This is a genomic window from Kineococcus endophyticus, assembly GCF_040796495.1.
GTDB lineage: Bacteria > Actinomycetota > Actinomycetes > Actinomycetales > Kineococcaceae > Kineococcus > Kineococcus endophyticus.
Map to the genome: position 1 here is coordinate 172,254 of NZ_JBFNQN010000002.1, position 26,770 is coordinate 199,023.

Sequence of the window (26,770 nt, forward strand, 5' to 3'; positions counted from 1 at the left end):
TGGACCGGTCCATCCTAGGCTAGGATGGTCCTCGTGTCGACGGAACGAACGCCCACGATCCGCGACGTGGCGGCCAGGGCCGGGGTGTCGAAGTCCCTGGTGTCGCTGGTGCTGCGGGGCGATCCGGGGGTCAGCCCGGCGCGGCGGGATGCGGTGACCCGGGCGGTCGACGAGCTGGGCTACCAGCCCAACCGGGTGGCCCAGGTGCTGGGAACGAGGCGCTCCGGCACGGTGGGGGTGCTCCTGAACGACCTGCGCAACCCGTGGTTCGTGGACCTGCTGGCCGGGGCGACGGCGACCCTGGACACGGTGGGCCTGGCGCCGGTGCTGGTGGACTCCGCGACCTCCCGCCGGGTCGGGGGTTCCCCCGTCGACCAGCTCCTGCGGCAGCAGGTCGACGGCATCGTGGTGGTGGGGACCACCGAGGACGAGGAGGAGCTGCGCCGGGCTGCGACCGTGGTGCCGATCGTGCTGGCCGGGACGTACGAACCCGCCGACCTCGGCCCCGGTTCCGGCACCGCCGTCGACGTCGTCGTCAACGACGACGTCGAGGGGGCGGTGGCCGCGACAAGGCACTGCACCGACCTCGGTCACACCGCGGTGACGCACCTGCAGGGCCCCGGACGGGTGGGGGAACTCCGTCTCCAGGGGTACCGGAAGGCGATGACCGCGGCCGGTCTGGAACCCACCGCGGTTCCCGGCGGGATGAGCGAGGAGAGCGGGTACGCCGCCGCGCGCCGCGTCCTGACCGGAACCCGGCGGCCGACCGCGATCGTCGCCTACAACGACCTCGCCGCCATCGGCGCCCTGTCCGCGGCGCACGACCTCGGACTGCGCGTCCCCGAGGACGTGTCCGTCGTGGGGTACGACAACACCTACCTGGCGATGATCCGGCACGTGTCCCTGACCAGCGTCGAGAACGGAACCCTGGCCATCGGCGTGCAGGCGGCCCGGTTCCTGGCCGAGCGCATCGACGGTCAGGCCCACGCGCCCCGCGTCCACCAGGTTCCCGCGTCACTCGTGGTGCGGCGCACGACCAGCAGTCCCCCGGCGTCGTGACCGCGACCTCGAGCCCCCACCGAAACCCGAACTCCCACCCGAAGGAACAGTCCCGTGCCCCTGGCCCTCGTCACCGGCGCCTCCGCCGGCATCGGTTTCCAGCTCGCCCGACAGCTCGCCGAGCGCGGGTACGACCTCGTGGGCGTCGGCGCGAGCGGACGCATCGCCGACCTCCAGGACCGCGTCGCCCGCGTCGAGGTCCTCCCCGTCCAGGCCGACCTGTCCACCGCACAGGGCGTCGACCGGGTCTGGGCCGCCGTCGAGGCCACCGGGCGCCCGCTGGACGTCGCGTGCCTCAACGCCGGCCGCAGCCTCGGCGGAGCATTCCTCGACACCGACCTCGACGACGAACTGGCGATGCTCGCGCTGAACGTCACGGGCCAGGTCCGACTGGCCAAGCACGTCGTCCGGCACATGGCTCCCCGCCGGGCTGGGCACCTCCTGGTCACCACGTCGTGCTCGGCGCTGACCCCGACCCCGTACGAGTCGATCTACGGCCCCACCCGCAGCTTCATGCTGAGCTTCGCCGAAGGTCTGCGCGAGGAGATGGCGGAGCACGGCGTCGTCGTCACGGCGTTGCTTCCGGGGGCGACGGCCACCGACTTCCACCAGACCGCAGGCATGGGCGCGACGAAGTTCGGGTCGATCGACTGGAAGAACGACCCTGCCCTGGTGGCCCGACAGGGACTGGACGCCCTCTTCGCCGACCAGGACCACGTCATCGGCGGCGACCAAGCCACCCGGGAGGACGCCGCCCGGAACCGGACGCTGAGCGACCCGGTCAAGGCCGCCGAGTTCGCGCGGGCGAGTCGCCCACAGCAGGACTGAGGGCGACCGCCGCGGTGGTCGTCAACCGCCGAGCGCGGCGAGCAGTTCCCGGGGGTCGAAGACGACCCGGATGCGGTCGATGCCGTCCGGGCCGACGTGCATCCGGTTCACGACCGGGAAGGGTTCCACGCCCGGGAGCCGGGTGCGCATCTCGAACCACGTGACGGCCTCGTCGCCGGTGACGAGCAGGTGCTCGACGGCGACCTCGTCGAGGAAGGCCCGGCGCATCCCGAGCAGTCCCGCGACGCACTCGTCGGGGCCGTGCACGGTGCCCATCGGTCCGCGGAAGGTGACGCCGGGGGCGAACAGCGCGCGCAACGCCTCCTCGTCCCCGGTGTTCCAGCCGTCGAAGTAGGCGGTGGCGTGGTTCCTGACGTCGCCGGCGGTGGTCGTGGTGGCCATGCCCCCACCCTGACGCAGCGCGACCCATACGTCCAAGACCAGTTCGGCGTCCCAGCCATACGATGTCGTGATGGACCTGCGAGCACTGGAGCACTTCGTCGCCGTCGTCGACGAGGGGGGATTCACGCGGGCCGCCGAACGCCTGCGTGTCGCCCAGCCCGGGGTGAGCGCCCAGGTGCGGGGACTGGAACGCGAGCTGGGCCAGGCCCTCTTCGAGCGGCACGCCCGCGGCGCGACGCTGACCCCGGCGGGCGAGGCCGCCCTGCCGCACGCGCGAGCGGCGCTGGCCGCGGCGACCGCCGTCGGCGAGAGCGTCGCCGAACTGTCGGGGCTGCTCCGCGGCCGACTGGGCATCGGCATCCTGCTGTCCAGCAACGGGATGGACATGCCCGCGGTGCTGCGCACCTTCCGCGACCGGGCGCCCGCCGTCGAGGTCCGCGTGGTCGAGGCGGACGCCGAGACCCTGCTCGCCCGGCTGCGCGACGGCGGCCTCGACGTCGCCTGGACCGCGACGGCGGGACCGTTGCCGGACGACCTGACCGGCCACCTCGTGAGCACCGAACCCCTGGCCGCGCTCGTCCCCGCCGGGCACCGCTGGGCCCGGCGGCGCACCGTCGACCTCACTGACCTGTGCGCCGAACCGCTGCTCGTGGCCCCACCCGGCGGCGCGGTCCGCGGGGCGCTCGACGCGGCGAGCGCCGGCCTGGGCCTGCGACCCCACGTCGAGGTGGAGGCGAACTCCCCGGTGCTGCTCGCGGCCCTGGCCCGCGAGGGGCACGGCGTCGCGGTGGTCCCCGCGTCCGCGCCGGTCGCCGACGGGGTGCACGCGGTGCGGATCGTGCGGCCCGTCCCCGCAGGCCGGGTCAGCGTGGCGTGGCGCCGGGCCAACCCCTCGCCCGCCCTGCGCGCATTCACCGCCCTGGTCCGCACCGGCGGCACCCGCACCTGAGGTGCGGGCCGCCGGACGGGAGGATGTCCCGGTGTCCAGCAGCCCTGTCCTGTTCCTCGCCGAGATCCACCCCGACGGCGCCACCACGTTCAGCCCCGCCGACGCCTCGGCCCCGCACGTGCGGGTCGACGACCTCGGGGTGACGCGCGGGGACGGGATCTTCGAGTCGGTGGCCGTCGTCGACGGGCACCCGCAGAGCCTGCGGCACCACCTCGAGCGGTTCGCCCGGTCCGCGGCCCTGCTGGAGCTGCCCGCACCCGACACGGCGGCCTGGGCACAGGCCGTCGCGGACGCCGCGGCCGCGCACGCGTCGGCCCCCGAACTCCTGGCCAAGCTCGTCCTGACCCGCGGGGTGGAGGGCGGCGACGTGCCGACGGGGTGGGTGCACGTGTTCCCCGCCCACGACTACGGCTCCCAGCGCACCGCCGGGATCGACGTGCTCGTCCTGGAACGCGCGTACCCCAGCGACGTCGTGACGCGGGCGCCGTGGCTGCTGCAGGGGGCCAAGACGCTGTCGTACGCCCTGAACACCGCGGCCCAGCGGTACGCCCGGGCGCACGGCGCGGACGACGTCGTCTTCGTCTCCAGCGACGGCGACGTCCTGGAGGGCCCGAACTCGACGGTCCTCGCCCGGTTGGCCGACCGCTGGGTGACCCCGCCGCCGGACCTGGGGATCCTCGACGGCACGACGGCCGGGCGGGCCTTCGCCTGGGCGGCCGGCCGCGGCGACCGGACGGAGGTCGCCCGCCTGCGGGTCGACGACCTGCGCGTCGCGGACGCCGTCTGGCTGCTGTCCAGCGGACGGCTGTCGGCCCCCGTCCGCAGCCTCGACGGGGTCCCGCGACCGACCGACGCGGCGCTGCAGGCCGAACTCCTGCACCACCTGCTGACGGTCCACGACTGACGGGGCGACCCACGGAGGTCCTGGCCCGGTCACACCATCAGCATTCCGTACTGTCAGGTTTGCTGTTACCTTCACCGACGTCCGGCACCCTTCGGCGTGGAAGGTTCCCCATGACAGGCACCGCGGTCCCGTCCGACAGCACCACCGGTCCCTACCGGCTCACGACCCGCACCCTGGTCGCCGCCGCCGGCGGCATCTTCGTCGCGCAGGTGGCCCTGGCGATGCCGGCCGTCCTCAACGGCCTGTTCCAGCAGGACCTGGGCACGAGCGCGTCCCAGCTGACCTGGATCTCCGACGCGTACTTCGTGCCCGTCGCGCTCTTCACGCTGGCCTTCGGCGTGCTGGGCGACCTGCACGGCCGTCGACGGCTGCTGCTGGCCGGCGCCGCCGTGCTCGCCGTCGGCGAGGTCGTCGGCATGCTCACCCCGGTCTCGGGCGACCAGGGTCTGCGCGTGGGCTGGCTGCTCACCGGTCAGGTGCTCTGCGGTCTCGGCGCGGCGGCGATCATGCCGACGTCGCTGGCCATGGTGGCCGCCGGAACCCACACCGCCCGGGACCGCAGCCGCGCCATCGGGGTGTGGGCCGCGGCCCTGGCGACGGGCAGCTTCGTCTCCCCCGTCGTCGGCGGGTTCCTGGCGAAGTTCGCCTTCCGCGGTTCGGAGACCGGCAGTTGGCGGTGGGCGTTCCTCGCCGCGGCCGTCCTCGCGCTCGTCAGCCTGGTCCTCACGGCACGTCTGGCAGAGGAGTCGAGCTCGCCGGAGGGCCGGTCGATGGACTGGCCCGGTCAGGCGGCGATCTCGGTCGCGCTGTTCTGCCTGCTGTTCGGCACCATCCAGGGTTCCTCGAGCGGCTGGGGCAGCCCCCTGGTGGTCGGCGCCTACGTCGTCTCCCTGGCCGCGTTCGCGGCGTTCGTCCGGATCGAGCACCGTTCGCCCTCGCCGCTGGTCCGTCTCGACCTGTTCGCCGGACGGGGTTTCTCGCTGACCGCCCTCGCGACCGTCGTGGGGATGTTCGGCTACCTCGGCTGCGCCTACTCCTCCAGCATCCGGTTGTCCGCCATCCAGGGTTTCTCGCCGCTGACGACGTCCGTCGCGTTCGTGCTGCTCAACGGCTCGACCCTCGTCTTCGCCCGTCCCGTCTCGCACCTCATGGAGCGCTGGGGCGCGCGCTGGACGATGGTCACCGGGTTCGGCCTCATGGCCGTCGGGTGCTTCTGGGCGGCCGCGGTCCCCGCGTCGACGATGTCCGTCGCGCTCATCGCCGCGCCCGTCGCCGTGGTCGGCCTCGGGTTCGCTCTCGCCCTCAACGCCGTCTCGGCGGCCGCCGTCGACGCCGCCCCGCCGCACCTGGCCGGCATGGCCGGCGGCACGGCCAGCCTCCTGCGCGACTTCGGGTTCACCCTGGGCCCGGCGGTCATCGGGTCCATCGCGCTGTCGCGTGCCGCGGACAGCATCGCCGAGCGCCTGGCCGCCGACGCCTCGCTGCGCCAGGCCCTCGCCACCTTCTCCGCCGCCCCCGACGCCGCCACCGGCGCCCAGAAGGCCGCCCTGGAGGCGGCCGTCGAGGCCGTGCAGTCCGGTCCGCTGGGCGCCAACGCCGTGCCGGGGACCATCGAGGTGGACGGGACGTCGGTGCCCTTCAACCCCCTCAAGGACGTCGCCTTCGCCGCCCTCGACCACGCCTACGCGTTCGGCTACGTCGTGTGCGGGGTCGCGACCCTGGTGGCCGCGGTGCTCGCCGTCCTCGCCGTCAGCACCCCCACCCGCCCCGCCGAGGAAGCCGCCACCCCCGCCCACGCGTGACGCTCGGTCACCAGCGCGGCGCGGCCCGGGGGGCTCGTCGACGCTGCGGGCCGGACCTACCGGCCCGCAGCGTCGACGACCCACCACCGGGAGGGCGCGGCGACTACAGCCCGTAGCTCTCGAGGAGGCGCAACCAGACCTCGCTGACCGTGGGGTAGGCGGGGACGGCGTGCCACAGGCGCTCCAGCGGCACCTCGCCGACGATCGCGACCGTCGCGGCGTGCAGCAGCTCGGCGACGTCCTGGCCGACGAAGGTCACGCCGACGACGACGCGCCGCTGCTCGTCGACGACCATCCGGGCCTTGCCCGTGTACCCGTCGGCGACGAGGGAGGCGCCGGCGACGTTGCCCATGTCGTAGTCGACGACCTTCACGTCCATCCCGGCCTCGCGGGCCTGCGCGGCGGTCAGCCCGACCTGCGCGACCTCGGGGTCGGTGAAGACGACCTGCGGGACGGCGTGGTGGTCGGCCGTGGCGGTGTACTTCGACCACGCCGGGGTCTCGACGGGGCCGGCGGCGCGGGCGGCGATGACGTCGCCGGTGGCGCGGGCGTCGTACTTGCCCTGGTGCGTGAGCTTCACGCGTCCGGAGACGTCGCCCGTGGCGTACAGCCAGGAGCCGTCGACGCCCGCGACGAGGCCGGTGTCGTCGACCTCCAGGGACCCACCGTCCTCGAGACCGACGGTCTCCAGACCGACCCCGGAGGTCGCGGGGCGACGGCCGGTCGCGACGAGGAACTCGTCCGCCTCGACGACGGAGGAGTCGGACAGCTCGACGCGCACCGCACCGTCCCGGACCACGCGCGTCGGGGAGACGCCCAGCCGGACGTCGACGCCGTCGGCGCGCAGGGCCTCCGCGACGAGCTCGCCCGCGAAGTCCTCCTGGCCGCCCAGCAGCCCGCTGCGCGCGAGCAGCGTCACGGTCGAGCCGAGCCGGGCCCACGCCTGGGCGAGCTCCACGCCGACGACGCCCCCGCCGAGGACGACGAGCCGGCCGGGGACCTCCCGCGCGCTCGTCGCCTCGCGCGAGGTCCACGGCGAGGCGTCGGCCAGCCCGGGGACGTCGGGCAGGACGGGCACCGACCCCGTCGCCAGGACGACGGCCTGCCGCACGGTGAGCGACGTCGTCGTGCCGTCGGTGCCGGTCACCTCCAGACGACGCGGGCCCGTCAGCCGGGCGGTCCCCCGCAGCAGCGTCAGCCCCGCCGAGTCCAGCCACTGCGCCTGCGAGGAGTCGTCCCAGCCGCTCGTGAACGAGGTGCGCCGCGCCAGCACCCTCGCCGCGTCGAGCCCGCCGGTGACGGCCTCGGCCGCACCGGGCAGCCGCTGCGCCGCAGCCAGCGCGTGCCCGGACCGCAGCAGCGCCTTGCTGGGCATGCACGCCCAGTACGAGCACTCCCCGCCGACCAGCTCCTTCTCGACCACGACGACGTCGAGTCCGGTGCGGGCCGCGCGGTCGGCGACGTTCTCGCCCACCGCCCCCGCGCCGATCACGACGACGTCGACGGTCCGGTCCACCTCGCGCGCGGCCTCCGCCGCCCCCTGTCCTGTGCTCACGCCCGCGACGCTACGGCCCGCGCGATGGTGCGGCGAGGGGGGCTGCGGTGTGGTGTGATCGTCGCGTGGGTCGACGCACGGTGGAGTTCAACGCCTCCCCCCGCCCGACGCTGGGCGTGGAGTGGGAGATGGTCCTGGTGGACCGCCGCACGCGAGACCTCGCGTCGAGGGCCTCGGAGGTGCTCGAGGCGGTGGACCGGGAGGCCTCGCCCACAGGTCCTCGGGTCACCAAGGAACTGCTCCGGAACACCCTGGAGGCCGTCACCGGCGTCTGCGACACCGTCGCGGAGGTCACCGCGGACCTGACGACGACGATCGACGCCGTCCGCCGCGTCACCGACCCGCTCGGCCTGGACCTCATGTGCGCGGGGACCCACCCCTTCGCCCGCTGGGACGAGCAGCTCGTCACGGCCGACGACCGGTACGCCGAACTGCTGGAGCGCACGCAGTGGTGGGGCCGGCAGATGCTCATCTGGGGCGTGCACGTCCACGTCGGCGTGAACTCCGTCCACAAGGTGCTGCCGATCCTCAACACCCTGCTGAACCACTACCCGCACCTGCAGGCGCTGTCGGCGAGCTCGCCCTACTGGACGGGGTTCGACACCGGCTACGCCAGCAACCGCGCCCAGATGTTCCAGCAGCTGCCGACGGCGGGACTGCCGTTCCAGTTCGCGGCCTGGGGGGAGTTCGAGGAGTACGTCGACGACATGTTCGTCACGGGCGTCATCGACGGACTGTCCGACGTGCGCTGGGACATCCGCCCCTCCCCCCGGTTCGGCACCATCGAGGTCCGGGTGTGCGACGGGACCCCGACGCTGCGGGAACTGCGCGGTCTGGTCGCGTTCATCCACGCCCTCGTGGTGCACCTCGACGAGCGGCTGGAGAACGGTGAACAACTCCCGACGATGCCGCCGTGGCACGTGCAGGAGAACAAGTGGCGCGCCGCGCGCTACGGCCTCGACGCCGAGGTCATCGTCGACGCCGCCGGCCGCGAACGCCTCGTCACCGACGACCTGGACGAGTGGCTGAACCGCCTCGAACCCGTCGCCCGGCGGCTGGAGTGCGCGGACGAACTCGCCCTCGTCGCGGACATCCCGCGACGGGGAGCGAGCTACCAGCGGCAGCGGTCGACGTACGAGGCCGCGTGCGCGCGGGGGGACGCCAACCCCCTGCACGCCGTCGTCGACTCCCTCGTCGCCGAACTGCGCGAGGGCTGAACCAGAGCCGGTTCAGGCCAGTGCGGCCGCCAGCGTCGTGCTCGGCAGGCCGTGCGCCGCAGCGACTTCGGGGCTGACGAGTTCGCCGGCGTGGGTCGAGAGCCCGTGCGCGAGCGCGGCGTCGGAGGCGAGCGCGGCCTTCCAGCCGGAGTTCGCGAGCTTGGCGACGTAGGGCAGCGTCGCGTTCGTCAGCGCGTACGTCGAGGTGTGCGGCACGGCGCCCGGCATGTTCGCGACGCAGTAGAACACCGACCCGTGGACGGTGAACGTCGGGTCGTCGTGCGTGGTGGGCCGGGAGTCCTCGAAGCAGCCGCCCTGGTCGATCGCGATGTCGACGAGGACCGATCCCGGGCGCATCTGCGCGACGAGGTCGTTGCTCACGAGCTTGGGGGCGCGGGCCCCCGGGACGAGGACGGCGCCGATGACGAGGTCGGCGCTGCGGACGGCGCGCTGCAGCTCGTAGGAGTTCGAGACGATCGTGCGCACCGCGCCGCCGAACCGGGCGTCCACCTCGCGCAGCTTCGGGATCGAGAGGTCGAGGACGGTCACCTCGGCACCCATGCCCAGCGCGATCTGGGCGGCGTTCTGACCGGACACGCCGGCCCCGACGACGACGACGTCGGCGCCGCGGACGCCGGGAACCCCGCCCATGAGGACACCGCGTCCGCCGGCCGCGCGCATGAGGGAGTAGGCGCCGACCTGGGGTGCCAGGCGCCCGGCGACCTCGCTCATCGGAGCCAGCAGCGGCAGGGAGCGGTCGGGCAGCTGCACGGTCTCGTACGCGACGGCCGTCGTGCCGGCCGCGAGGAGGGCGTCGGTGCACTCACGGGACGCGGCGAGGTGCAGGTACGTGAAGAGGACCTGGTCCCGGCGGAGGCGGTGGTACTCCGAGGAGATCGGCTCCTTGACCTTCAGCAGCAGGTCGGCGGCGCCCCACACCTCGTCGACGTCGGCGAGGACCTTCGCACCGGCCGCCTCGTACTCGGCGTCGGGCAGGGAACTGCCGGCACCGGCCCCGGCCTGGACGAGCACCTCGTGCCCGTGACCGACGAGTTCGTGGACGCCGGCCGGGGTCAGGGCGACGCGGTACTCGCGGTTCTTCACCTCGGTGGGGACGCCGATGCGCATGGTGCTCACTCCTCGTCGATGCGTGGCCTTCTGGGGTCCAGCGTGAACACGGTTCGACGGGAGGACAAGCAAGCTGCAGGAGATTCGTGCAAGGCTGTCCTGGTGGAAGATACTTCGGACATCACGTCGGGTGGCCCGGTCCAGCCGAAGAAGCTGCAGAAGGTCGTCGACCCCGTCGACCGGGCGATCCTGCACGTCCTGGCCGAGGACGCGCGGATCACCAACGCCGCTCTGGCACAGCGCGTCGGCATCGCGGCGTCGACGTGCCTGCTGCGCGTGCGCGCCCTGCGCGAGTCGGGCGTCATCCGCGGCTTCCACGCCGACGTCGACCCCGCAGCCCTCGGCCTGGACCTGCAGGCGATGATCGCCGTCAAGCTCGCCGCGCACGCCCGCGGGAGCATGGGCCCCTTCGTCGCGCGGATGCGCCGGCAGCCGGAGGTCCTCGACGTCTACTTCGTGGCCGGGGCCGACGACTACCTGCTGCACGTCGCCGTCGAGAGCACCGCGGCCCTGCGCGACTTCGTCGCCGAGCACCTCTCCCGCGACCCCGACGTGGGCCTCACCGAGACGAGCCTGATCTTCGAGCACACTCGCGCCGCCGGCCGGTCCTGACCCGCGCCGGCGCGGGAGGTCAGCTGGGGCTGACGACGCAGGAGGTGGCGGTCGGAGCCGGCAGCGGACTGCCGGCGAGGGGTTCGAGGGGGCCGTCCGGGGGGCAGACGGCGTCCACCACGAGCAGCCCGTACCGCCGCCAGGCCCCCGGCAGCTCGTCGCGGGAGCGGTCGGCGATGGAGCCGATCATGGACGTGACGGCCGGGACGTCCTCCCCCGTGAAACCTCGCCGCACAGCACCTTCGGCCCGGGCGCGGTCGACGACCTCCTCGACGACGCGGTGCAGGCGCTCGCGCAGTTCCGCCGCCTCCTGCGTCTGGGGGGCGGCCCGCAGCACGGCGGTGGACAGGGCGCGGTCGCTGGCCCGCAGTTCCATGGCCCCCAGGAGGTAGGAGCGCAGCGCCTGCCGGCCCGTGGGCTCGGCGAGCGCCTGCTCGGCCAGGTCGACGAGCGTCTCGTACTTCGCGGCGAGCAGGCCGCCCAGCAGGGCGTCCTTGTCCGGGAAGCGCCGGTAGACGGTCCCCACCCCGACGCCCGCGGCCTCGGCGACGTCGTGCAGCGTGACGTCGAGCCCGCGCTCGGCGAAGAGGCGGCGCGCCGCGTCCACGATGAGGGCGCGGTTGCGGACGGCGTCGGCGCGCAACGGGCGGGCGGTGGTCGTGCTCACGCCGTCGAGGATACGCCGGACCGGGAACAAGTGGACAGGGTCCGTCCGTTTGCGTGTAGGCTGCTGGAAGTGGACGCGAGACGTCCGCTTCAGCCGGCTCGAACCACCCGCCGGCACCTCGACCACCTGGAGAACTCCATGAGCTCCACCCCCTCCGCACGCACCGGCCCGGCCCCCGACGTGACTGCCCCCGCGCCCGCGGCCCCGCAGCACCGGGCCGCCCGGGACCACCGCTGGATCGTCCTGGCGGTCATCGGCATCGCCCAGCTCGCCGTCGTCCTCGACGCGACCATCGTCAACATCGCCCTGCCCTCGGCCCAGCAGCAGCTGGGGTTCGCCGACGACCAGCGGCAGTGGATCGTCACGGCCTACTCGCTCGCGTTCGGTTCGCTGCTCCTGCTCGGCGGCCGGCTCGGGGACCTGTTCGGGCGCAAGAACCTGTTCGTCCTCGGCCTGGCGGGTTTCGCGGCGGCCTCCGTCGTCGGCGGGCTGGCGCAGGACTTCTCCCAGCTCGTGGCGGCCCGTGCGCTGCAGGGCGTGTTCGGCGCACTCCTCGCCCCCTCCGCGCTCGCGCTGCTCACGACCACCTTCACCGACCCGGCCGAACGTGCCCGCGCGTTCGGCGTGTTCGGCGCCATCGCCGGTTCCGGCGCGGCGACGGGCGTCCTGCTCGGTGGTGTGCTCACCGAGTACACCTCGTGGCGCTGGTGCCTGTACGTCAACGTCGTCTTCGCCGTCGTGGGCGTCCTCGGGGCGCTGCTGTTCATGCCGAAGCAGGCACGCGGTCCGCGGCCGCGGCTCGACCTCGTCGGCACGGTCACCATCACGCTCGGCCTCGTCGGCATCGTCTACGGGTTCTCCTCCGCGGAGACCGACGGGTGGTCGGACCCGGTGACCATCGCCTCGCTCGCGGCCGGTGTCGTGCTCGTCGCCCTGTTCGTCCTCGTCGAGTCGCGGGTGTCGCACCCGCTGCTGCCGCTGCGGATCGTGCGCGACCGCGACCGCGGTGGCGCGCTCACGGCGATCGGCCTCGTCGGTGTCGCGATGTTCGGGATCTTCCTGTTCCTGACCTACTACCTGACGCAGACCCTCGGTTTCTCCTCCCTCGAGACCGGTTTGTCGTTCCTGCCGATGCCCCTGTCGATCATGACCGCGGCGACGCAGATCACCCCGCGCCTGCTGCCGAGGGTCGGACCGAAGGTGCTGCTGCGCAGCGGAGGTCTCGTCGCCGCGGCCGGCATCCTGCTGTTCCTGCGCACCGACGTGGACAGCACCTGGGCCGGTACCGTCCTGCCCGCGCTCGTCGTCACCGGCCTGGGGATGGGGCTGACCATCTCCTCGGCCATGAACACCGCGACCAGCGGGGTGGCGCGCGAGGACGCGGGCGCGGCCAGCGCGAGCGTCAACACGTTCCAGCAGATCGGCGGGTCGATCGGCACCGCCTTGCTGTCGACGGTGTTCGCCAGTTCCGTGCGCAGCGCCGGGGGAACTCCCGCCGAGGCCGTCCTGCACGGGTACCACGTCGCGTTCGCCGGTGGTGCGTTCGCGGTGCTGCTCGTCGCGGTCGTCTCCGCGACCCTCGTCAACCGCCACTCGGTGCGGCAGGAACGCCTGGCCGGCCTCGCCGCGATCCCCGCGCCGAGCACCGCGCACTGAGGTCCGGAGAACTGCTCAGGACGCCGCGGTGAGGATCCGGTCGACGTCGTCGAGGACACGGCGACCGCCGAGCGGCCCGACACCGGAGATCCAGTACGAGGTGTCGACGACGTGCACCGCTCCGAACGCGCCCGCGTTCCCCGCGACGAGGGCCGGGACCACCGCCGGGTCGTCGAGGGACCCGGGGTCGGCCGGCACGAACAGGTGGTCGGCCGCGGCCTCCGGAACCCTCTCCGCGGAGAGGTCGACCTGGATGCCGCCACCCCAGTCGCGGTCCGGGAGGTCCAGGCCGGTGCACTCCAGCGCACTGCCGGCGAAGGACGTCGGCCCGTAGAGGCTGAACGTGCCGCCGTCGCGGGGACGCAGCAGGTTCGCCGTCACCGGCGCCGTGCCCGTCCCACCGAGGCCGTGCTCCTGCGCCACCTCGGCGCACCGCGCCTCGAACCCGTCGAGGAGCTGCTCGGCGCGGTCGACCTTGCCGAGGGCCTCCCCCACGAGCCGCACGTTCTCCTGCCAGGGGTCGGACTGCGAGGCCATGAAGACGGTCGGGGCGATGCGGCTCAACGCGTCGTAGAGCTGCCCGTGGCGGGTCTGCGTGCCGAGCACGAGGTCCGGGCGCAGCGCCGCGATCGCCTCGAGGTCGGGTTCGGGGACGGTGCCGACCGGCTCCACGGCGTCGCCGACCCCCAGGTAGGCGGGAACCCCCGTCACGTTGCTCGCCACGGCCGCGCCGACGGGCGTCGTCCCGAGCGCGACGGCGGTGTCGAGCTGGACGGGTTCGAGGACGACCACCCGCTGCGGGGCGGCCGGCACCCGCGTCTGACCCCGAGCGTGCTCAACGACCCGTTCCGGCGCAGCCGGTCCGGCGGCGGACGCGGAGGAGGGGTCCGGGGTGGAGGTCGACGCCGAGCACCCCGTGAGGAGCAGGCCGGCGGACAGGACGAGGGCGAGACGCGGTCGCAGCACGCAGGTGAGCCTATCCTCACCATGGTCAGGAGAACGCGCGAGCCACCACGGGCAGGACGACGGTCATGGCCAGGGCGTTGAGGACCATCGCGGCGCTGGACCAGCCGCCCGCCGTGTCCGACTCGGCCAGAGCCCTCGAGGTGCCGATGCCGTGCGACACCATGCCGACCGCGAACCCGCGGGCGCGTGGGTCGACGACCCGCACCCGGTCGAGGAGCCACGGCCCGACGGTCGCACCCAGGACGCCCGAGACGAGCGTGAGCACGACCGCCAGCGTCGTGCTGGCCCCGATGGTCTGACCGAGGGTCAGCGCGACGGGCGTGGTGACCGAGCGCGGCAACGTCGTGAGGACGAGCGCGTCGGAGGCCCCCCACAGCTCGAGGGCGGCGACGGTGACGGCGACGCTGACGGCGCCGGTGGCCAGGAGCGTGAGGAGGACGGCCCCGCGGTCGGCGAGCAGTGCGCGGCCGGAACGCAGCAACGGGAGGGCGAGGGCGACGGTGGCGGGTCCGAGCAGGAGGGTGAGCACGGACACCGACGCGAGGTACTCGTCGTAGCCGATGCCGAGGAGCTCCAGGGCGACCGCGACGACGACCATCGCCACGAGCACGGGGGCCAGCAGCGCGGGCCTGCCCAACCGACGGTGCAGTTCCCCCGCCCCCAGGTACGCGGCGAGGGTGAGGAACAGCCCGAAACCGGGCGCGTGCACGAGCGCGCTCATGCACTGACCCTGCGGCGCAACAGCCTCTGGAGCAGGGTGCCGGCCACGACCAGGCCCGCCGCGAACGATCCCCCGACGGCCAGGGCGAGTGGGCCGGCGTTCTGCACGAGCGTCGACAGCTGCGTCAGCGCCCCCACACCGGGCGGGACGAAGAGGAGCTGCAGGTGCTTGAGCAGGGGCGTGCCCGCCGGTTCGGCCCGCGCGACCACGCCCCGCCACCGGGCCCCGAGGGCCAGGAGCGCGGCGAGGCCGACCACGGCGCCGGGAACCGGGATACCGGTGACCTCCACGAGCGCCGTGCCGGCCAGTTGCAACCCCAGCAGGAGCGCCAACCCGGCGAGGACGGCCGGGACGTGGTGGGCCCACCCGCGAGCGGGCTCGGGTGGCGGTGGCGGGGTTCCGGGCACCGCCCCAGGGTGCCAGTCGGTCAGGACGCCGTCAGCGACCGCGCTCGCGCTCGATCAGCTCCAGGAGCGCCCGCGGGGGCATGGCCCGGCGCACCTGGCGCAGGTCCTCGGCGACGAGGGTCAGCGGGCACTCGACGCCCAGGCGCTGGAGTTCCGCAGCCACCGAACGGGGCAGCACCTCGTCCGGGGAGAGGGAGAGGATCTGCTCACGACGACCCCGCGGGAGGCGGTCCCACCACGTCAGCAACGTCGCCGACGTGGTGTCCAGGGACGTGGTGTCCAGACCGGTACCGAGGACCGGATCCGCTTCCGGCGCAGGGGTCGTGGCGGGTCGGGGTTCGGGGGCCAGCAGCGTCATGCGCGCCACTGTCCTCCCCCACCCCGGTGATCGCCTCTCGACCACCGGCCGTCCGGGGGACGACGCTCAGGCGACGTCCCGGACGAGCTGGACGATCCACGGCCAGATGTCGCGGGCGCTGTCCACGGCCGCGTCGCCGGTGGCCAGCAACGGCCACAGCGAGGCGAGGAGCGTCAGCAGGACGGCGACGACCACGAGGGTCCAGCCGAGCCAGCCGACCGACGTCCGGTACGCCGCGAGGACGCACGCCGCGGCGACGAGCACCCCGAGGACCACGACGGCGGTGATGCTCGCGTACGGCACCTGCAGGAGCGGGCCGGCGGCGGCCGCGGCCCCCACGAGGCCGAGGACGGGACCCAGCACGAGCAGCAGGGTCAGGACGACCAGCAGCGCACCGGTGGACGCGCGGACGACACGCGGCCTGCGGGACGTGGGGTAGCGGGACGCGGAGGCACGGGTGCGGTACACGGTCTGCTCCTTCGGTGTGCGCTGCGGGAGAGGTGCTTCCGGACGGCGGAGGGGGCGGGGTCGGTGGACCCCGCCCCCTGGAGGTCTTCGCGGGTCAGTGGGCCTCCACCGGCGCGGGCGGGGCGGTCGGCTTCAGGAGCCGGTCGTAGAGGACCGCGGCGACGAGACCGCCGACGACCGGGGCGAGGAGGTACAGCCACAGGGACGTCGTGGTGCCGGAGACGACGGCCGGGCCGAAGGCGCGGGCGGGGTTCACGGCACCACCGGTGATCGGGCCGGCGATGAAGATGGCGGTCGCCAGGGCGGCGCCGACGGCCAGCGGGGCGAGCCCGCCGGGGACGCGCTCGTCGGTGGCCACGGAGATCACCACGAGCACCAGCACGAACGTGACGACGGCCTCGACGAAGAACGCCTGTCCCGTCCCGACCCCCTGGGCGGGGACGGTGGCGGACAGGGCGACGACCTCCCGGCCGCTGCCCGCGTAGACGCCCCAGGCGGCCAGCGACCCGAGGACACCCCCGAGCAGCTGCGCCACCACGTAGGCCGGCACGGCCTTCCAGGGGAACTTCCGGGTGACCGCGAGGGACAGCGTCACGGCGGGGTTCAGGTGGCATCCGGAGACGTGGCCGAGCGTCGCGGCCATCGCGGCGAGGGCGATGCCGAAGGCCAGCACGACGGCCACGAGCTCGTAGACGGCGTCGGCACGTCCGGCACCGATGGCGGTGGCCGTGCCGGCGAGGACGAGGACGGAGGTGCCGACGACCTCGGCGGTCGCCGACCGCACCAGCCGGGTCCCGGGGCTGCTGCCGAACAGGCCCTGCGGGTCCACCTCGGGGCGGTCGCTGCGACGGACGTCGAGGCGGTCGGAGGAACTGCGAGTGGTCACGGGAACTCCTCTTCCGGGGTTCGGGATCTCATGGTGGTGACGGTGGTTCCAGGACGGGGTTCAGTGCGCGGGTGGGGTTCCGGCGGGTCCGTCGGACGGTCCTGCTGCGGGGACGTGGACGTCGGCGACGCGGACGTCGACCTCGCGGACGCGCAGGTCCGTCATGCGCTGCACGGCCGCCGAGACCTCGCGGCGGACCGCCGCGGCCACCTCGTCGACGAAGACGCCGAACTCGACGGTCAGTTCGACGGTGACCGCCGCCTCGCGCTCGCCGACGAGCACGGTGACGCCGCGATGGGCGTCCCGTCCGTCCGACCCCGGGTCCAGCACGGGGTCCGGCGCGAGGTCGTCCAGGGCGTCGCCGAGGTCTCGCTGCAGTCCGCGCAGCACCCCGTCCCGCACGCCGTCGAGAGCGCGGTCCAGCGCACGGTCGACCGGGCCACCGAGACGGTGCACCCCGGGGACACCCGCCGCCGCGATCCCCGCGATCTTGGCGACGACGGTGTCGGTCATCGTCGTGCGGGGCGCGCGGGAGTTCTCCCCCGAGCTCGTGGTGCCGGGTCGCCAGGGGTCCGCACCCCCGGCAGAAGGGCGGTCCACGACCACCGGGACGGCGGTCCCGGGCTCGGGAGCGGTTGCGGGGCGGACGGTCTCGTCGGTCACGGGTTTCCTCCCTCTCGGTCGGCGGCGCTTCCGCCTGACGGGTGGACGACGCCGTGTCAGAGCACCGTCCGGGGGGAACGTCACGGACCCCTCCGTGTGACGTGCGCCACACCGACCCGGCTTGAGAAGTGTGATGCACGTCACAGGAACAGGACCGTGACGATTCCCGGCCCGACGGCTCCAACCCGTCGTGAGCGCAACCGACCGGCCGCACCGAGACGACCGGCCCCTCACCCGGAGCACAGGAGGAACCATGGCTGACACCGCCACCACGCCCCGTCCCACCACCGCTGCCACCGGCGCCGGCCGCGGGACGTCCGGCCAGGGCTCCGGTCTCGGCAGCGACCACGGCGCCACCACCATCGCCGACACCGTCGTCTCCAAGATCGCCGGCATCGCCGCCCGCGACATCTCCGGCGTCCACGCCCTCGGCGGCGGCGCCGCCCGCGCCGTCGGCGCCCTGCGCGAGCGCATCCCCGGCGGGCGCGTGAACCACTCCCAGGGTGTCTCCGTCGAGGTCGGCGAACGCCAGGCCGCCGTCGACATCGAACTCATCGCCGAGTACGGCGCCCCGATCGCCGACCTCGCCTCCGCCGTGCGCCGCAACGTCATCAGCTCGGTCGAGCGCATGACCGGCCTGCAGGTCACCGAGGTGAACATCGAGGTCTCCGACATCCACCTGCCCGAGGACGACGACCAGGACGAGGAGAAGCACGTCACCCGCGTGCAGTGACCCGTGCCCTGACCGATACCTGGCAGTGACTCCGTGCCGGCGGACGCCGGTACGACACGAACCCCCCACCGGCACCGGCCGGTGGTCCCACTGGAGAACCCGAGAAGAGGAGATTTCCATGAGCATCGCCGACAAGGCCAAGAACGCCGCCGAGAAGCTGGCCGGCCAGGCCAAGGAAGCCGTCGGGAAGGCCACGGACAACGAGAAGCTGGAGGCCGAGGGTCAGAAGGACCAGGCCTCGGCGTCGACCAAGCAGTTCGGTGAGGACGTCAAGGACGCCTTCAAGCGCTGACGACACTCGAGCGCAGGGGGCCGGACGGGGAGGTCCGGCCCCCTGGCACGTCTAGCGGTCCGCGCGGCGCAGGCGAGCGAGGTCGGCGTTGACGAGCCCCAGCAGTGCGAGGTCCACCAGGAGCCCGGCCGTCGCCGCGAACTGCGAGACGGCGAAGAGGAACACCTGCGTCAGCAGCAGGGACGTGAGCACCGACCGCTGGAAGGACTCCACCGCTGCGCGACGCCCGCGCCGGCGCCCCTGCCACAACCCGGTCGCGGTGAACACGGTCGAGGCACCCGCTCCCACCAGGACACCGCCGACCGCGACCCCGTGCGGGGTCCGGCTCAGCACGAGCTCTGTGAGCACGGCGAGGGCCCACGCGATCTGCGCGAGCAGCAGGACTCCCATGACGGGGAGGGCGAACCGGGAGGACGCGAGCCGGGTGAAACCCTCGCCGACCCGCTGCCACAGCTCCTCGAACCGTTGCGGGACGGCCGGTGTGCGCGTCTCCACCCGTTCCAGCAGCTCCCGCACCTCGGCGACGCCCACGGCGTCCCGGGGGTGGTCCAGGCCGTCGAGGGAGTGCAGCACCTCGGCCCGGCGCTGAGCGGACAACCGTCCCGCGAGCCCGTCCACCAGCACGTGGGCCGCGTTCGCGACGCGTTCGGCGTCCGACAGGGGAACGCGTCGTCGCCAGAAGTGCGCACCGACGACGAAACCCGTGAACACCACGTACATGATCGCGGCCGACGGGGCGAAGAAGTAGTCGTTGTCGGACGTGACGAACTTGCCGACCTCGTCGATGAACAACCCGAACCCCACGCCCCCGAGCAGCGCCGCGAGGGGACGCGGACCGGGCCCGACGTAGGAGAACTGCAACCACATCGCCGCCAGCATGAGCAGCCCGCCCGGCAGGACGTGCGCCACGTGCAGTCCCGTGTCGCCGCCGATCTGCGGGTACCCGGTCAGCGCGAGGTACAGCCGCGTCAGCAGGATCGTCGACACGCCTGCGACGACGAAGGTCGTGAGGTGCTGGACGGCCTTGGTGCTGCGGACGAGGCGCAGCCCGCGGGGAGCCCGGCTCACCCCGCGAACGTCTGCCCGGTGAGCCGTTCGTACGCCTCGACGTACCGCGAGCGGGTGCGCTCGACCACCTCGGCGGGCAGTTCCGGCGGCGCCTCGACGCCGCCCCGGTCCCACCCCGACGCCGGGGACGTCAGCCAGTCGCGCACGAACTGCTTGTCGAAGCTGGGCTGGGCCCGGCCGGGTTCCCACGTCTCCGCGGGCCAGAACCGGGACGAGTCCGGGGTGAGCACCTCGTCGCCGAGGACGGTCACGCCGTCGGCACGGCCGAACTCCAGCTTCGTGTCGGCCAGGACGATGCCGCGGTCGCGGGCGATGCCCTCGGCCCGGCGGTACACCGCGAGGGTGAGGTCGCGCAGTTCCGCGGCCGCGTCGGCGCCGACGGTGGCGGCCACGTGCTCGAACGTGACGTTCTCGTCGTGCTCGCCCAGTTCGGCCTTCGTCGCCGGCGTGAAGACCGGTTCGTCCAGCCGCGACCCGTCGACGAGGCCGGGGGGCAGCGGGACGCCGCAGACCGTGGAGTCCCGCCGGTACTCCACGAGGCCGGAGCCGGTGAGGTACCCGCGGGCGACGCACTCGACCGGGAACATGTCGAGCCGCCGGCACACCATGGCGCGACCGGCCACCGCGGCCGGCACGTCCGTGGACACGACGTGGTGCGGCACGAGGTCGGTCAGCTGCTCGAACCACCACAGCGACAGGGCGGTGAGGACCTTGCCCTTGTCGGGGATCGGCGTGGGCAGGACGTGGTCGTAGGCGGAGATCCGGTCGCTCGCCACGACGAGGACCGTGCCGTCGCCGGCCCGGTCCGACCCCTCGGCGGGTTCGTACAGGTCGCGGACCTTGCCGGAGTAGCGGTGGGTCCAGCCCTCGAGCTCGACGACGCTCACGCCTGCGCCCCCGTCGTGCCGTTCGCGGCCGCCAGGGCGATGTCCCGGCGGAACCGGCCCCCTTCGAGGTCGAGGAGCTCGACGGCCTCGTAGGCGCTGGCGCGGGCGGCGTGCAGGTCGGCTCCGGTGCCCACGACGGACAGCACGCGTCCGCCGGAACTGACGATGCCCGTCCCGTCGGGTGCGGGCGAGGTCCCGGCGTGCAGCACGGCGGCCCCGCCGACGGCCTCGGCGGCGTCCAGACCGCGCAGGGTCCCGCCGGTGACGGGCGCCTCCGGGTACCCGGGGGCGGCGAGGACGACGGTGACGGCGGCCTCCTCGCGCCAGCGCAGGTCCGGCTGGGTGTCGAGGGTGCCCGTGGCGCAGGCGTTCAGGACCGTGCTGAGCGGAGTCGCCAGCCGGGCCAGGACGACCTGCGTCTCGGGGTCGCCGAAGCGGGCGTTGAACTCGATGACCCGCGTCCCCCGGGAGGTGAGGGCGAGGCCGCAGTACAGGACCCCGGAGAACGGCGTGCCGCGGCGGGCCATCTCGACGACGACCGGGCGGGCGACGCGTTCGACGACCTCCTCGGCGAGACCGGCGGGCGCCCACGGCAGCGGCGAGTAGGCGCCCATGCCACCGGTGTTGGGGCCCTCGTCGCCGTCGAGCGCGCGCTTGAAGTCCTGGGCCGGGGCCAGTGCGACCACCGAGGTGCCGTCGGTGAGGCAGAACACGCTCACCTCGGGACCGTCGAGGAACTCCTCCACGACGACCGGCCCGTGCGCCAGGCACGTGCGGGCGTGGGCGAGGGCCGCCTCGCGGTCGGAGGTCACGACGACGCCCTTGCCCGCGGCGAGACCGTCGTCCTTGACGACGTGCGGAGCGCCGAACGCGTCGAGCGCGTCCGCGACCTCCTCCTCTGTCGTGCACAGGTGCGCCATGGCCGTCGGCACCCCGGCCGCGGCCATCACCTCCTTGGCGAAGGCCTTGGAGCCCTCGAGGCGGGCCGCCTCCGCGGACGGACCGAAGACCGGGATGCCGGCGGCGCGCACCGCGTCGGCGACCCCCGCCACCAGCGGGGCCTCCGGGCCGACGACGACGAGGTCCGCACCGAGCCGGCCGGCGAGCGCCGCGACGGCGTCGGGGTCGGTCGCGTCGACGGGCTCGACGGGGGCGACGAGCGCGATGCCGGCGTTGCCCGGGGCCGCGACGACGCGATCCACCCCCGGGTCGTCGAGCAGGGCGCGGACGAGGGCGTGCTCACGGGCACCGGAGCCGATGACGAGGACCTCCACGGGCACCGAGGGTAGAGGTTCCGGGGCGGCCGCCCCGACCGTGCGTCCACCGCGCGGCCGGGACCGGGTGCGGCAGGATCGGGCCGTGCCCCGCACGATCCCCTTCGCGCTCAGCCTGCGCCGCCGGCTCCGGACCGGCTGGCAGCGCTGGCAGGGCTCGTGGTGGCAGATCGTGCAGTGCGGGCTCGGCGCGGGCATCGCGTGGCTCCTGGCCCAGGCGTTGTGGGACCAGCAGTACCCCGTCTTCGCCTGCGTCGCCGTCGTCGTGTGCCTCGGGGTGCAGAACAACCAGCGGCTGCGGCGGGTCGGCGAGCTCGGGGTCGGGGTGACCATCGGGGTCATCTTCGGCACGCTCATCGTGCACCTCGTCGGCCGTGGGCCCCTGCAGATCGCGGGCATCGTCGTGGCGGCGATGTTCATCGCCCGCTTCCTGGACTCGGGGATCCTCCTGGTGAACCAGGCGGCGCTGCAGGCGTGCTTCATCGTGGCCTACCCCCCGATGCCGGGGAGCACGGGCGGGGCGCGCTGGCTGGACGCCATGACGGGCGTCGTCGTCGCGCTCGGGGTGGCGGCCCTGCTGCCACCGGACCCGCGCCGTGACGTGCGGGGCCGGGCCCGGGCCTACGCAGGCCAGCTCGCCGACCTCCTCGAGGACGCGGCCGCCGCCGTCCGCGAGCACGACGCGGCCAAGGCCGAGGAGGTGCTGTCCCGGGCGCGGAGCACTCAGACCGAGCTCGACGGCTGGTCGCAGTCGGTCAACGCCGGCCAGGAGGTGCACCGGCTGTCCCCCCTGCGCCGGCGGGGGCGCAGCGAGATCGTGCAGCAGAAGAAGTTGCAGGCCGGGATGGACCGCGCGACCCGCAACGTGCGGGTCGCCCTGCGCCGGGTGAGCACGGCGCTGGAGTACGACGAGCAGCTGCCGGACTCCCTCGCCGGGGCGATGGAGCAGCTCGCGGCCGCCGTGCGCTCGACCGGCGAACCCGCCTACGCCGGCGAGACCCTCACGCCGGCCGTAGCGGGGTTGCAGGAGCTCGCGGTCACGCTCGGCCCCCGCACCCTGGGGGCCGAGTCGCTGTCGGCGACGGTCGTCGTGGCGCAGCTGCGCTCGACGGTCGTGGACCTGCTGCAGGCGCAAGGCGTGGGCGCGGCCGAGGCGCACCGGCTGCTGCCGCACTGAGCGTCACCGTCGGGGATGATGGGGACCATGAACGCTCCCGCGCACGAGCCCCTCGCGATCGAGTCCGCGAACCCCGCCGAGGCCGGCGGCCCGGTCTGCGGGTACGCCCGCGCGATCGCCGTCCTCGTCCTGGCCCTCGCCGTCCTCGGCGCGGTCCCCGGGATCACGTCGAACTACTCGCAGATGGGCTTCTACTCCTCCGAGGCGAACCTCTTCGGGCTGTTCCGCACGTCGGCCGTCGTCATCGGTGTGCAGGTGCTGTTCGGGCTGGCCATCCTCGCCTTCTCGGGATCGCCCCGGCAGGCCCACAAGGTCGTCGTCTGGGTCGCCCTGGCCTACCTGGCCGCGGGGCTCGGCGGGGCCGGTCTCATGGTCAACGCCTCCCGTACGGACCTGCCGGTGAACGTGGCGAGCAACTGGCTGCACCTGGCCCTGTTCGTCGTCATCCTGGGCGGCGCCTGGGCGACCCGGAAGAAGCACGTCGAGCAGCTGGGCGTCTTCTGAGCCGTCCCGGGCCTCGCCTGCAGGCCGTCGTCCTCGACCTCGACGGCACCCTCTTCGACCACCGCGGCGCTTCCCGCGCCGCGGTGGACGACTGGGTCCGGGCGTGCGGCCGCGAGCCGACGCCGGCCCTGCACGCCGCCTGGCACGACGCCGAGGAGCGCCACCACCGCGCGTGGCGCGACGGCCTCGTCCCCCACGACGAGCACCGCCGCCGTCGGCTGCGGGAGTTCCTGCCCCTGGTGGGCCGTCCGGTCGGCGACGACGCCGTCCTGGACGCGCAGTTCCACGACGAGTACCTCGTGCGCTACCGCGCGCACTGGAGGGGTTTCGACGACGTCGAGGACGCGCTCACGGCCGTCGCCGCGGCCGGCGTGAGCGTCGCCCTCCTCACCAACGGCGTGCCCGAGCAGCAGCACGCCAAGCTCGAGGCCCTCGGTCTGAGCGGCCGGGTCGGCCCCGTCCTGACGGCGGGCGAGCTGGGCCTGGCCAAACCCCGTCCCGAGGTGTTCCACGCCGCCTGCGCGGCCGTCGGCGCCGACCCCGCGCGCACGCTGCACGTCGGCGACGACCACCCCGTCGACGTCGTCGGCGCCCGGGCGGCGGGGTTGAGCGCCGTGCACCTGGACCGGCACGGGGAGGGGCCCGCCGACGAGGCGGAGCGCATGACGTCGTTGCGGGAGCTGGGCGTCTTCCTGCGCTGACTCACGGGCCTCACGCGGTGCGCGGGCGGCCCCGTCCCCGCAGGCGGGCGAGCCCCATCGCCGCGAGCAGGGTCACCCCGGCGAGCGCGGCCTGCAGGGCGGGCGCGAACAGCAGGCCCAGGACCGCCGTGGACGACTCCGAGGTCAGGACGTCCGACAGGAACCAGACCGTCTGGGCGACGAGCAGGACGTCCCCGACGACGACCGCAGCCGCTCCCCCGCGCCAGTGCCGGCGCACCGACAGCCCCACGGCGACCGCGGCGGCGAAGGGCAGCACCGACCACACGGTCGAGACCACGGAGAAGACGACCATCAGGGCACTCTCCGTGGAGACGTCCCAGCTCGTGAGGTGCGCCGACACCGCCAGCGTCGTCACCGCCCCAACAGCGGGCAGCCCCAGGAGCGCGAGCAGCAGCGGGTCCCGCGGTGCGCGGGGACGGGGTCCTGTCGAGGGCACGTCCCCACCGTGCCAGCCCTCTCGCCTCCGCGCGGCCGAACCGGCACGACGGGACCACCGCGCGAGGATGACGACGTGCACCTTAGCGTCGACCGCGACAGCGTCGCCATGGGCGACGACGCCGTCCCCCACCACCGCACCCTGGAGGTCGCCGACGACGCGAGCGTCGCCGAGCTCCTGCGGACCGCCTGGCCGGACGTCTCGGCGCCCGACACGTGGACGTGGGTGTGCCACTGGAACGGCGTGCCGTTCGCCGTGTGGTCCTCCGGGCGCGGGGGCCGCGTGTGGGACGAGCGGTACCGCACGCTGGCGGACCTGCCCGTGCGGGAGGGGACGCCGGAGCTGTTCCACGCGTACTGGACGCAAATGGACTCCGACTGGCTGCTGGAACGGCTGCGCGCGGGCGAGCCCCTCGACCGCCGTGCCCTGGAGCGGCGGTGGGCACCCGTCGCGGCCGAACGCCGGGAACGGGAGTTGCGGGAGCGCGAGCGGACGGTCGCCGCACGGCTGCTGGACACGCAGACCGTCGACGCCCTGGCCGCGTTCGGGGCGGTGGTCGACCTGCACACCGACACCGTCTGCCGGTTCCGGGTCGGCGACGGGACGTGGGTCGCGCGACGGATCGACACCATGACCCTCGTCGACGACCCGCGAGGCCGGCGCGGGAGCCTGCGCCCCGTGGGCGTCGCGCACCTGTGGCTCGTCGCTGCCGTCGCCCGGGAGGTGGAGGGGTACGAGGCGTTCACCGAACCCCTGGTCCCCTCCGACGTCCGGACCTCGCCCGGCCTGTGGTCGATCACCCGGACCGTCGACGGTCGCCAGGAACTCGCGCAGCAGCACCAGCCCGAGGACGTCGAGTGGTTCCGCCTCGTCCTGGGACGGACGGTCGACGAGGTGGTCGCAGCGTACCGGACGCGTCCGGAACCGGGACGGAAGCGGTGGTGGCGGAGGTGACGCTGGTCGGCGACCGCGTGCCGGCCGAGAACTCCCTCGGCGCCCCCTGAGCCGAGCGGGGTGCAACCCTCCAGGACGGCTCGCAGGGACGAGTTCCTCTGCCAGGGTCGAGGGAGGCTGAAGCAGCCGGATGCCCCCGACCTCACCGGGCTGCAGCCGCGCTGCACGTGGACGACGGGCCGGGGGTTGCGCACCGTCCTGTTCGCCTCGACCAGCCTGCAGGCGGTGACAGCGGTCATCCGGCTGTCGTCGTCCCCCGACAGCTTCGCGTGGTGCTGTCGGTCGTCCAACTGCTCGCGTTCACCTGTTCCTCGGCGCCTACTTCCTCTGGACCCCCGGAACCCTCCTCACGCAGGACGCCGTGACGGTGCGCAAGGGTTTCCCCGGCGCCCGGGCCATCCCGTGGGCCGACGTGGAGGGTGTGCGGGTGCAGGGCCGTTGGCCTGAGGCCAGCGAACTGGTCCTGAGGAACGGCCGGACCGAACGGCTGACCGGGGCGCCCGTCGACGACTCTCGGCGGTTGTCCGAGTCGCTCGAGGCGCGGAACCGGGACTGGTGCGAGGACGCCGGACCGGGACACCGTGGGGCGTGGCGCTTCCCACCACCGGGGCGGGCCGCGGTCACAACGGCAGGTCGTAGTAGTCCTCGGTCTGCACCCTCCGGAAACCCACCGACGTGTAGAGCCCGAGCGCCCGGTCGTTGCCGACGGCGACCTCCAGGCGCACCGACGTGGCGCCCTCGTCGAAGAACGCACGACTGACCCGGCGCAGCACGTCGCGCCCGATGCCGCGACCCTGGAACTCCGGCGCGACGGCGAAACCGTAGATGCCGCCGGAACTCCCGTCGCGCGGGCGGCGCAGGGTTCCGACGACGGCCCCGTCGTGCTCGACGGCGAGCGTGTCGCCCGCGGCGAAGCTCGCCGCGAGGTGGGTCGGGGCCTGGCCGAAGGCGGCGGTCAGGAGTTCTGCGAGCACGTCGAGGTCGGTGGTCGTGGCGGCGCGCAGCGTCGTGCGCGGGTCTTCCTCGGCGGGCGGAGGTGGCGTGTCCAGACGCAGCGCGTGCTCGGAGTGCTCCAGCGGCGCGCCGAGGCGCCGGGCGAGGTGGTGCCCCGCCTCCGACGGCCGCGGCACGATGAGGAGGGCCTGCGCGAAACCCCGGTCGCGGCAGACCTGCACGGCCGCGCCGAGCAGGGCCGCGCCGATGCCCCGGCCGCGCGCGTCGGGGTCGACCATGCCGACGAGCTCGACGGTGCGGCCGTCCCAGGAGTCGAAGCCGACGTACCCGTCGGCGCGCCCGTCCGGGGTGGTCCAGAGGAGGTCGGTCGTCGGACCGTCGCCGGGGTCGGAGGCGCGAGCACGCAGGTCCTCCCACTCGATCTTCAAGCGCCCACCGTCGTGCGCGACGACGCGCCGTTCGAGGTCGGCGACGGCGCTGAGGTCGTCGGGGGTCAGGTGGGTCCGGGCGCGCAGCACGTC

30 protein-coding genes and 1 pseudogene are annotated in these 26,770 nt (G+C 74.1%); 15 read left to right on the forward strand and 16 right to left on the reverse strand.

Features of this window, described 5'->3' with window-relative positions:
- Positions 1–24 precede the first annotated feature (24 nt).
- Positions 25–1,059 (forward strand): LacI family DNA-binding transcriptional regulator, encoded by a 1,035-nt coding sequence (locus tag AB1207_RS03100; protein WP_437178852.1) that lies wholly within the window; start codon positions 25–27, stop codon positions 1,057–1,059.
- A 54-nt stretch (positions 1,060–1,113) separates the two neighbouring features.
- Entirely contained in the window at positions 1,114–1,887 is a 774-nt protein-coding gene (locus AB1207_RS03105; protein ID WP_367636321.1) for an SDR family NAD(P)-dependent oxidoreductase, read from the forward strand.
- 21 nt (positions 1,888–1,908) lie between these two features.
- Here the strand turns inward: AB1207_RS03105 and AB1207_RS03110 are convergent, their stop codons facing one another.
- Positions 1,909–2,289 (reverse strand): nuclear transport factor 2 family protein, encoded by a 381-nt coding sequence (locus AB1207_RS03110; protein ID WP_367636322.1) that lies wholly within the window; start codon positions 2,287–2,289, stop codon positions 1,909–1,911.
- A 70-nt stretch (positions 2,290–2,359) separates the two neighbouring features.
- On the opposite strand from AB1207_RS03110, the gene AB1207_RS03115 reads away from it, so the two are divergent.
- From AB1207_RS03115 to AB1207_RS03125, 3 genes are all read left to right on the forward strand, one after another.
- On the forward strand, positions 2,360–3,238 hold the full coding sequence (locus AB1207_RS03115) for a LysR family transcriptional regulator (protein WP_367636323.1): 879 nt from the start codon (positions 2,360–2,362) through the stop codon (positions 3,236–3,238).
- Positions 3,239–3,269: 31 nt separating this feature from the next.
- Positions 3,270–4,142, forward strand: a complete 873-nt coding sequence (locus tag AB1207_RS03120) for an aminotransferase class IV (RefSeq protein ID WP_367636324.1) — start codon at positions 3,270–3,272, stop codon at positions 4,140–4,142.
- Positions 4,143–4,252: 110 nt separating this feature from the next.
- Positions 4,253–5,944: an MFS transporter gene (locus AB1207_RS03125; protein ID WP_367636325.1), complete on the forward strand. Its 1,692-nt coding sequence runs from the start codon at positions 4,253–4,255 to the stop codon at positions 5,942–5,944.
- A 103-nt stretch (positions 5,945–6,047) separates the two neighbouring features.
- Here AB1207_RS03125 and AB1207_RS03130 read toward each other — a convergent pair whose 3' ends face one another.
- Positions 6,048–7,499, reverse strand: a complete 1,452-nt coding sequence (locus AB1207_RS03130) for a dihydrolipoyl dehydrogenase family protein (RefSeq protein ID WP_367636326.1) — start codon at positions 7,497–7,499, stop codon at positions 6,048–6,050.
- A gap of 65 nt (positions 7,500–7,564) precedes the next feature.
- Here AB1207_RS03130 and AB1207_RS03135 point away from each other — a divergent pair, with 65 nt between their 5' ends.
- Positions 7,565–8,716 (forward strand): glutamate--cysteine ligase, encoded by a 1,152-nt coding sequence (locus AB1207_RS03135; RefSeq protein WP_367636327.1) that lies wholly within the window; start codon positions 7,565–7,567, stop codon positions 8,714–8,716.
- 12 nt (positions 8,717–8,728) lie between these two features.
- Here AB1207_RS03135 and ald read toward each other — a convergent pair whose 3' ends face one another.
- Complete coding sequence (gene ald / locus AB1207_RS03140; protein WP_367636328.1) at positions 8,729–9,844, reverse strand: alanine dehydrogenase; 1,116 nt, start codon at positions 9,842–9,844, stop codon at positions 8,729–8,731.
- Between the two features lie 99 nt (positions 9,845–9,943).
- On the opposite strand from ald, the gene AB1207_RS03145 reads away from it, so the two are divergent.
- Positions 9,944–10,456, forward strand: coding sequence for an Lrp/AsnC family transcriptional regulator (locus AB1207_RS03145; RefSeq protein WP_367636526.1), 513 nt, complete (start codon positions 9,944–9,946; stop codon positions 10,454–10,456).
- Positions 10,457–10,475: 19 nt separating this feature from the next.
- Here AB1207_RS03145 and AB1207_RS03150 read toward each other — a convergent pair whose 3' ends face one another.
- Entirely contained in the window at positions 10,476–11,123 is a 648-nt protein-coding gene (locus AB1207_RS03150) for a TetR/AcrR family transcriptional regulator (protein ID WP_367636329.1), read from the reverse strand.
- Between the two features lie 138 nt (positions 11,124–11,261).
- Here AB1207_RS03150 and AB1207_RS03155 point away from each other — a divergent pair, with 138 nt between their 5' ends.
- Positions 11,262–12,779, forward strand: a complete 1,518-nt coding sequence (locus tag AB1207_RS03155) for an MFS transporter (protein ID WP_367636330.1) — start codon at positions 11,262–11,264, stop codon at positions 12,777–12,779.
- Positions 12,780–12,794: 15 nt separating this feature from the next.
- On the opposite strand, the gene AB1207_RS03160 is transcribed toward AB1207_RS03155, so the two are convergent.
- The 7 genes from AB1207_RS03160 to AB1207_RS03190 form a co-directional block, all read right to left on the reverse strand.
- The gene (locus AB1207_RS03160; RefSeq protein ID WP_367636331.1) at positions 12,795–13,745 is read right to left on the reverse strand and encodes an ABC transporter substrate-binding protein; all 951 of its coding nucleotides are present in this window, start codon (positions 13,743–13,745) and stop codon (positions 12,795–12,797) included.
- Positions 13,746–13,770: 25 nt separating this feature from the next.
- Entirely contained in the window at positions 13,771–14,466 is a 696-nt protein-coding gene (locus AB1207_RS03165) for an LrgB family protein (RefSeq protein WP_367636332.1), read from the reverse strand.
- The gene (locus AB1207_RS03170; protein ID WP_367636333.1) at positions 14,463–14,873 is read right to left on the reverse strand and encodes a CidA/LrgA family protein; all 411 of its coding nucleotides are present in this window, start codon (positions 14,871–14,873) and stop codon (positions 14,463–14,465) included. Before AB1207_RS03170 ends, AB1207_RS03165 begins: the two co-directional genes overlap by 4 nt.
- Positions 14,874–14,904: 31 nt before the next feature.
- A complete protein-coding gene (locus AB1207_RS03175) occupies positions 14,905–15,231 on the reverse strand; it encodes a hypothetical protein (protein WP_367636334.1) in 327 nt (108 codons plus the stop codon).
- Positions 15,232–15,297: 66 nt separating this feature from the next.
- On the reverse strand, positions 15,298–15,699 hold the full coding sequence (locus tag AB1207_RS03180; protein WP_367636335.1) for a hypothetical protein: 402 nt from the start codon (positions 15,697–15,699) through the stop codon (positions 15,298–15,300).
- Positions 15,700–15,793: 94 nt separating this feature from the next.
- Complete coding sequence (locus AB1207_RS03185) at positions 15,794–16,585, reverse strand: MIP/aquaporin family protein (protein WP_367636336.1); 792 nt, start codon at positions 16,583–16,585, stop codon at positions 15,794–15,796.
- A gap of 60 nt (positions 16,586–16,645) precedes the next feature.
- Complete coding sequence (locus AB1207_RS03190; protein ID WP_367636337.1) at positions 16,646–17,248, reverse strand: Asp23/Gls24 family envelope stress response protein; 603 nt, start codon at positions 17,246–17,248, stop codon at positions 16,646–16,648.
- A gap of 253 nt (positions 17,249–17,501) precedes the next feature.
- Here AB1207_RS03190 and AB1207_RS03195 point away from each other — a divergent pair, with 253 nt between their 5' ends.
- Positions 17,502–17,981: an Asp23/Gls24 family envelope stress response protein gene (locus AB1207_RS03195; RefSeq protein WP_367636338.1), complete on the forward strand. Its 480-nt coding sequence runs from the start codon at positions 17,502–17,504 to the stop codon at positions 17,979–17,981.
- A 118-nt stretch (positions 17,982–18,099) separates the two neighbouring features.
- Positions 18,100–18,273 carry a CsbD family protein gene (locus AB1207_RS03200; RefSeq protein ID WP_367636339.1) on the forward strand — a complete coding sequence of 58 codons (174 nt, stop codon included), beginning with the start codon at positions 18,100–18,102 and terminating at the stop codon, positions 18,271–18,273.
- Positions 18,274–18,324: 51 nt separating this feature from the next.
- Here AB1207_RS03200 and AB1207_RS03205 read toward each other — a convergent pair whose 3' ends face one another.
- From AB1207_RS03205 to purD, 3 genes are read right to left on the reverse strand one after another with little or no spacing between them, the layout of a single operon-like run.
- Positions 18,325–19,341, reverse strand: a complete 1,017-nt coding sequence (locus AB1207_RS03205; RefSeq protein WP_367636340.1) for a hypothetical protein — start codon at positions 19,339–19,341, stop codon at positions 18,325–18,327.
- Positions 19,338–20,228: a phosphoribosylaminoimidazolesuccinocarboxamide synthase gene (locus AB1207_RS03210; RefSeq protein ID WP_367636341.1), complete on the reverse strand. Its 891-nt coding sequence runs from the start codon at positions 20,226–20,228 to the stop codon at positions 19,338–19,340. Before AB1207_RS03210 ends, AB1207_RS03205 begins: the two co-directional genes overlap by 4 nt.
- Entirely contained in the window at positions 20,225–21,502 is a 1,278-nt protein-coding gene (gene purD / locus AB1207_RS03215) for a phosphoribosylamine--glycine ligase (RefSeq protein WP_367636342.1), read from the reverse strand. Before purD ends, AB1207_RS03210 begins: the two co-directional genes overlap by 4 nt.
- Positions 21,503–21,587: 85 nt before the next feature.
- On the opposite strand from purD, the gene AB1207_RS03220 reads away from it, so the two are divergent.
- From AB1207_RS03220 to AB1207_RS03230, 3 genes are read left to right on the forward strand one after another with little or no spacing between them, the layout of a single operon-like run.
- The gene (locus tag AB1207_RS03220; protein ID WP_367636343.1) at positions 21,588–22,679 is read left to right on the forward strand and encodes an FUSC family protein; all 1,092 of its coding nucleotides are present in this window, start codon (positions 21,588–21,590) and stop codon (positions 22,677–22,679) included.
- A 27-nt stretch (positions 22,680–22,706) separates the two neighbouring features.
- Positions 22,707–23,183, forward strand: coding sequence for a DUF4383 domain-containing protein (locus tag AB1207_RS03225; protein WP_367636344.1), 477 nt, complete (start codon positions 22,707–22,709; stop codon positions 23,181–23,183).
- 17 nt (positions 23,184–23,200) lie between these two features.
- Entirely contained in the window at positions 23,201–23,884 is a 684-nt protein-coding gene (locus AB1207_RS03230) for an HAD family hydrolase (RefSeq protein WP_367636527.1), read from the forward strand.
- A 10-nt stretch (positions 23,885–23,894) separates the two neighbouring features.
- Here the strand turns inward: AB1207_RS03230 and AB1207_RS03235 are convergent, their stop codons facing one another.
- Positions 23,895–24,341, reverse strand: a complete 447-nt coding sequence (locus AB1207_RS03235; protein ID WP_367636345.1) for a hypothetical protein — start codon at positions 24,339–24,341, stop codon at positions 23,895–23,897.
- A gap of 75 nt (positions 24,342–24,416) precedes the next feature.
- On the opposite strand from AB1207_RS03235, the gene AB1207_RS03240 reads away from it, so the two are divergent.
- Both AB1207_RS03240 and AB1207_RS03245 read left to right on the forward strand, forming a co-directional pair.
- Complete coding sequence (locus tag AB1207_RS03240; RefSeq protein WP_367636346.1) at positions 24,417–25,295, forward strand: hypothetical protein; 879 nt, start codon at positions 24,417–24,419, stop codon at positions 25,293–25,295.
- A 304-nt stretch (positions 25,296–25,599) separates the two neighbouring features.
- Positions 25,600–25,797, forward strand: a pseudogene (locus tag AB1207_RS03245) (PH domain-containing protein); the annotation flags it as partial.
- A gap of 118 nt (positions 25,798–25,915) precedes the next feature.
- Here AB1207_RS03245 and AB1207_RS03250 read toward each other — a convergent pair.
- Positions 25,916–26,767: a GNAT family N-acetyltransferase gene (locus AB1207_RS03250; RefSeq protein WP_367636347.1), complete on the reverse strand. Its 852-nt coding sequence runs from the start codon at positions 26,765–26,767 to the stop codon at positions 25,916–25,918.
- Positions 26,768–26,770 lie beyond the last annotated feature (3 nt).

Coding starts and splice junctions, on each gene's coding strand:
- AB1207_RS03100 (WP_437178852.1), top strand. CDS start 25: ATGGTCCTCGTGTCGACGGAACGAACGCCCACGATCCGCGACGTGGCG.
- AB1207_RS03110 (WP_367636322.1), bottom strand. CDS start 2,289: ATGGCCACCACGACCACCGCCGGCGACGTCAGGAACCACGCCACCGCC.
- AB1207_RS03115 (WP_367636323.1), top strand. CDS start 2,360: ATGGACCTGCGAGCACTGGAGCACTTCGTCGCCGTCGTCGACGAGGGG.
- AB1207_RS03125 (WP_367636325.1), top strand. CDS start 4,253: ATGACAGGCACCGCGGTCCCGTCCGACAGCACCACCGGTCCCTACCGG.
- ald (WP_367636328.1), bottom strand. CDS start 9,844: ATGCGCATCGGCGTCCCCACCGAGGTGAAGAACCGCGAGTACCGCGTC.
- AB1207_RS03155 (WP_367636330.1), top strand. CDS start 11,262: ATGAGCTCCACCCCCTCCGCACGCACCGGCCCGGCCCCCGACGTGACT.
- AB1207_RS03165 (WP_367636332.1), bottom strand. CDS start 14,466: ATGAGCGCGCTCGTGCACGCGCCCGGTTTCGGGCTGTTCCTCACCCTC.
- AB1207_RS03175 (WP_367636334.1), bottom strand. CDS start 15,231: ATGACGCTGCTGGCCCCCGAACCCCGACCCGCCACGACCCCTGCGCCG.
- AB1207_RS03195 (WP_367636338.1), top strand. CDS start 17,502: ATGGCTGACACCGCCACCACGCCCCGTCCCACCACCGCTGCCACCGGC.
- AB1207_RS03200 (WP_367636339.1), top strand. CDS start 18,100: ATGAGCATCGCCGACAAGGCCAAGAACGCCGCCGAGAAGCTGGCCGGC.
- AB1207_RS03225 (WP_367636344.1), top strand. CDS start 22,707: ATGAACGCTCCCGCGCACGAGCCCCTCGCGATCGAGTCCGCGAACCCC.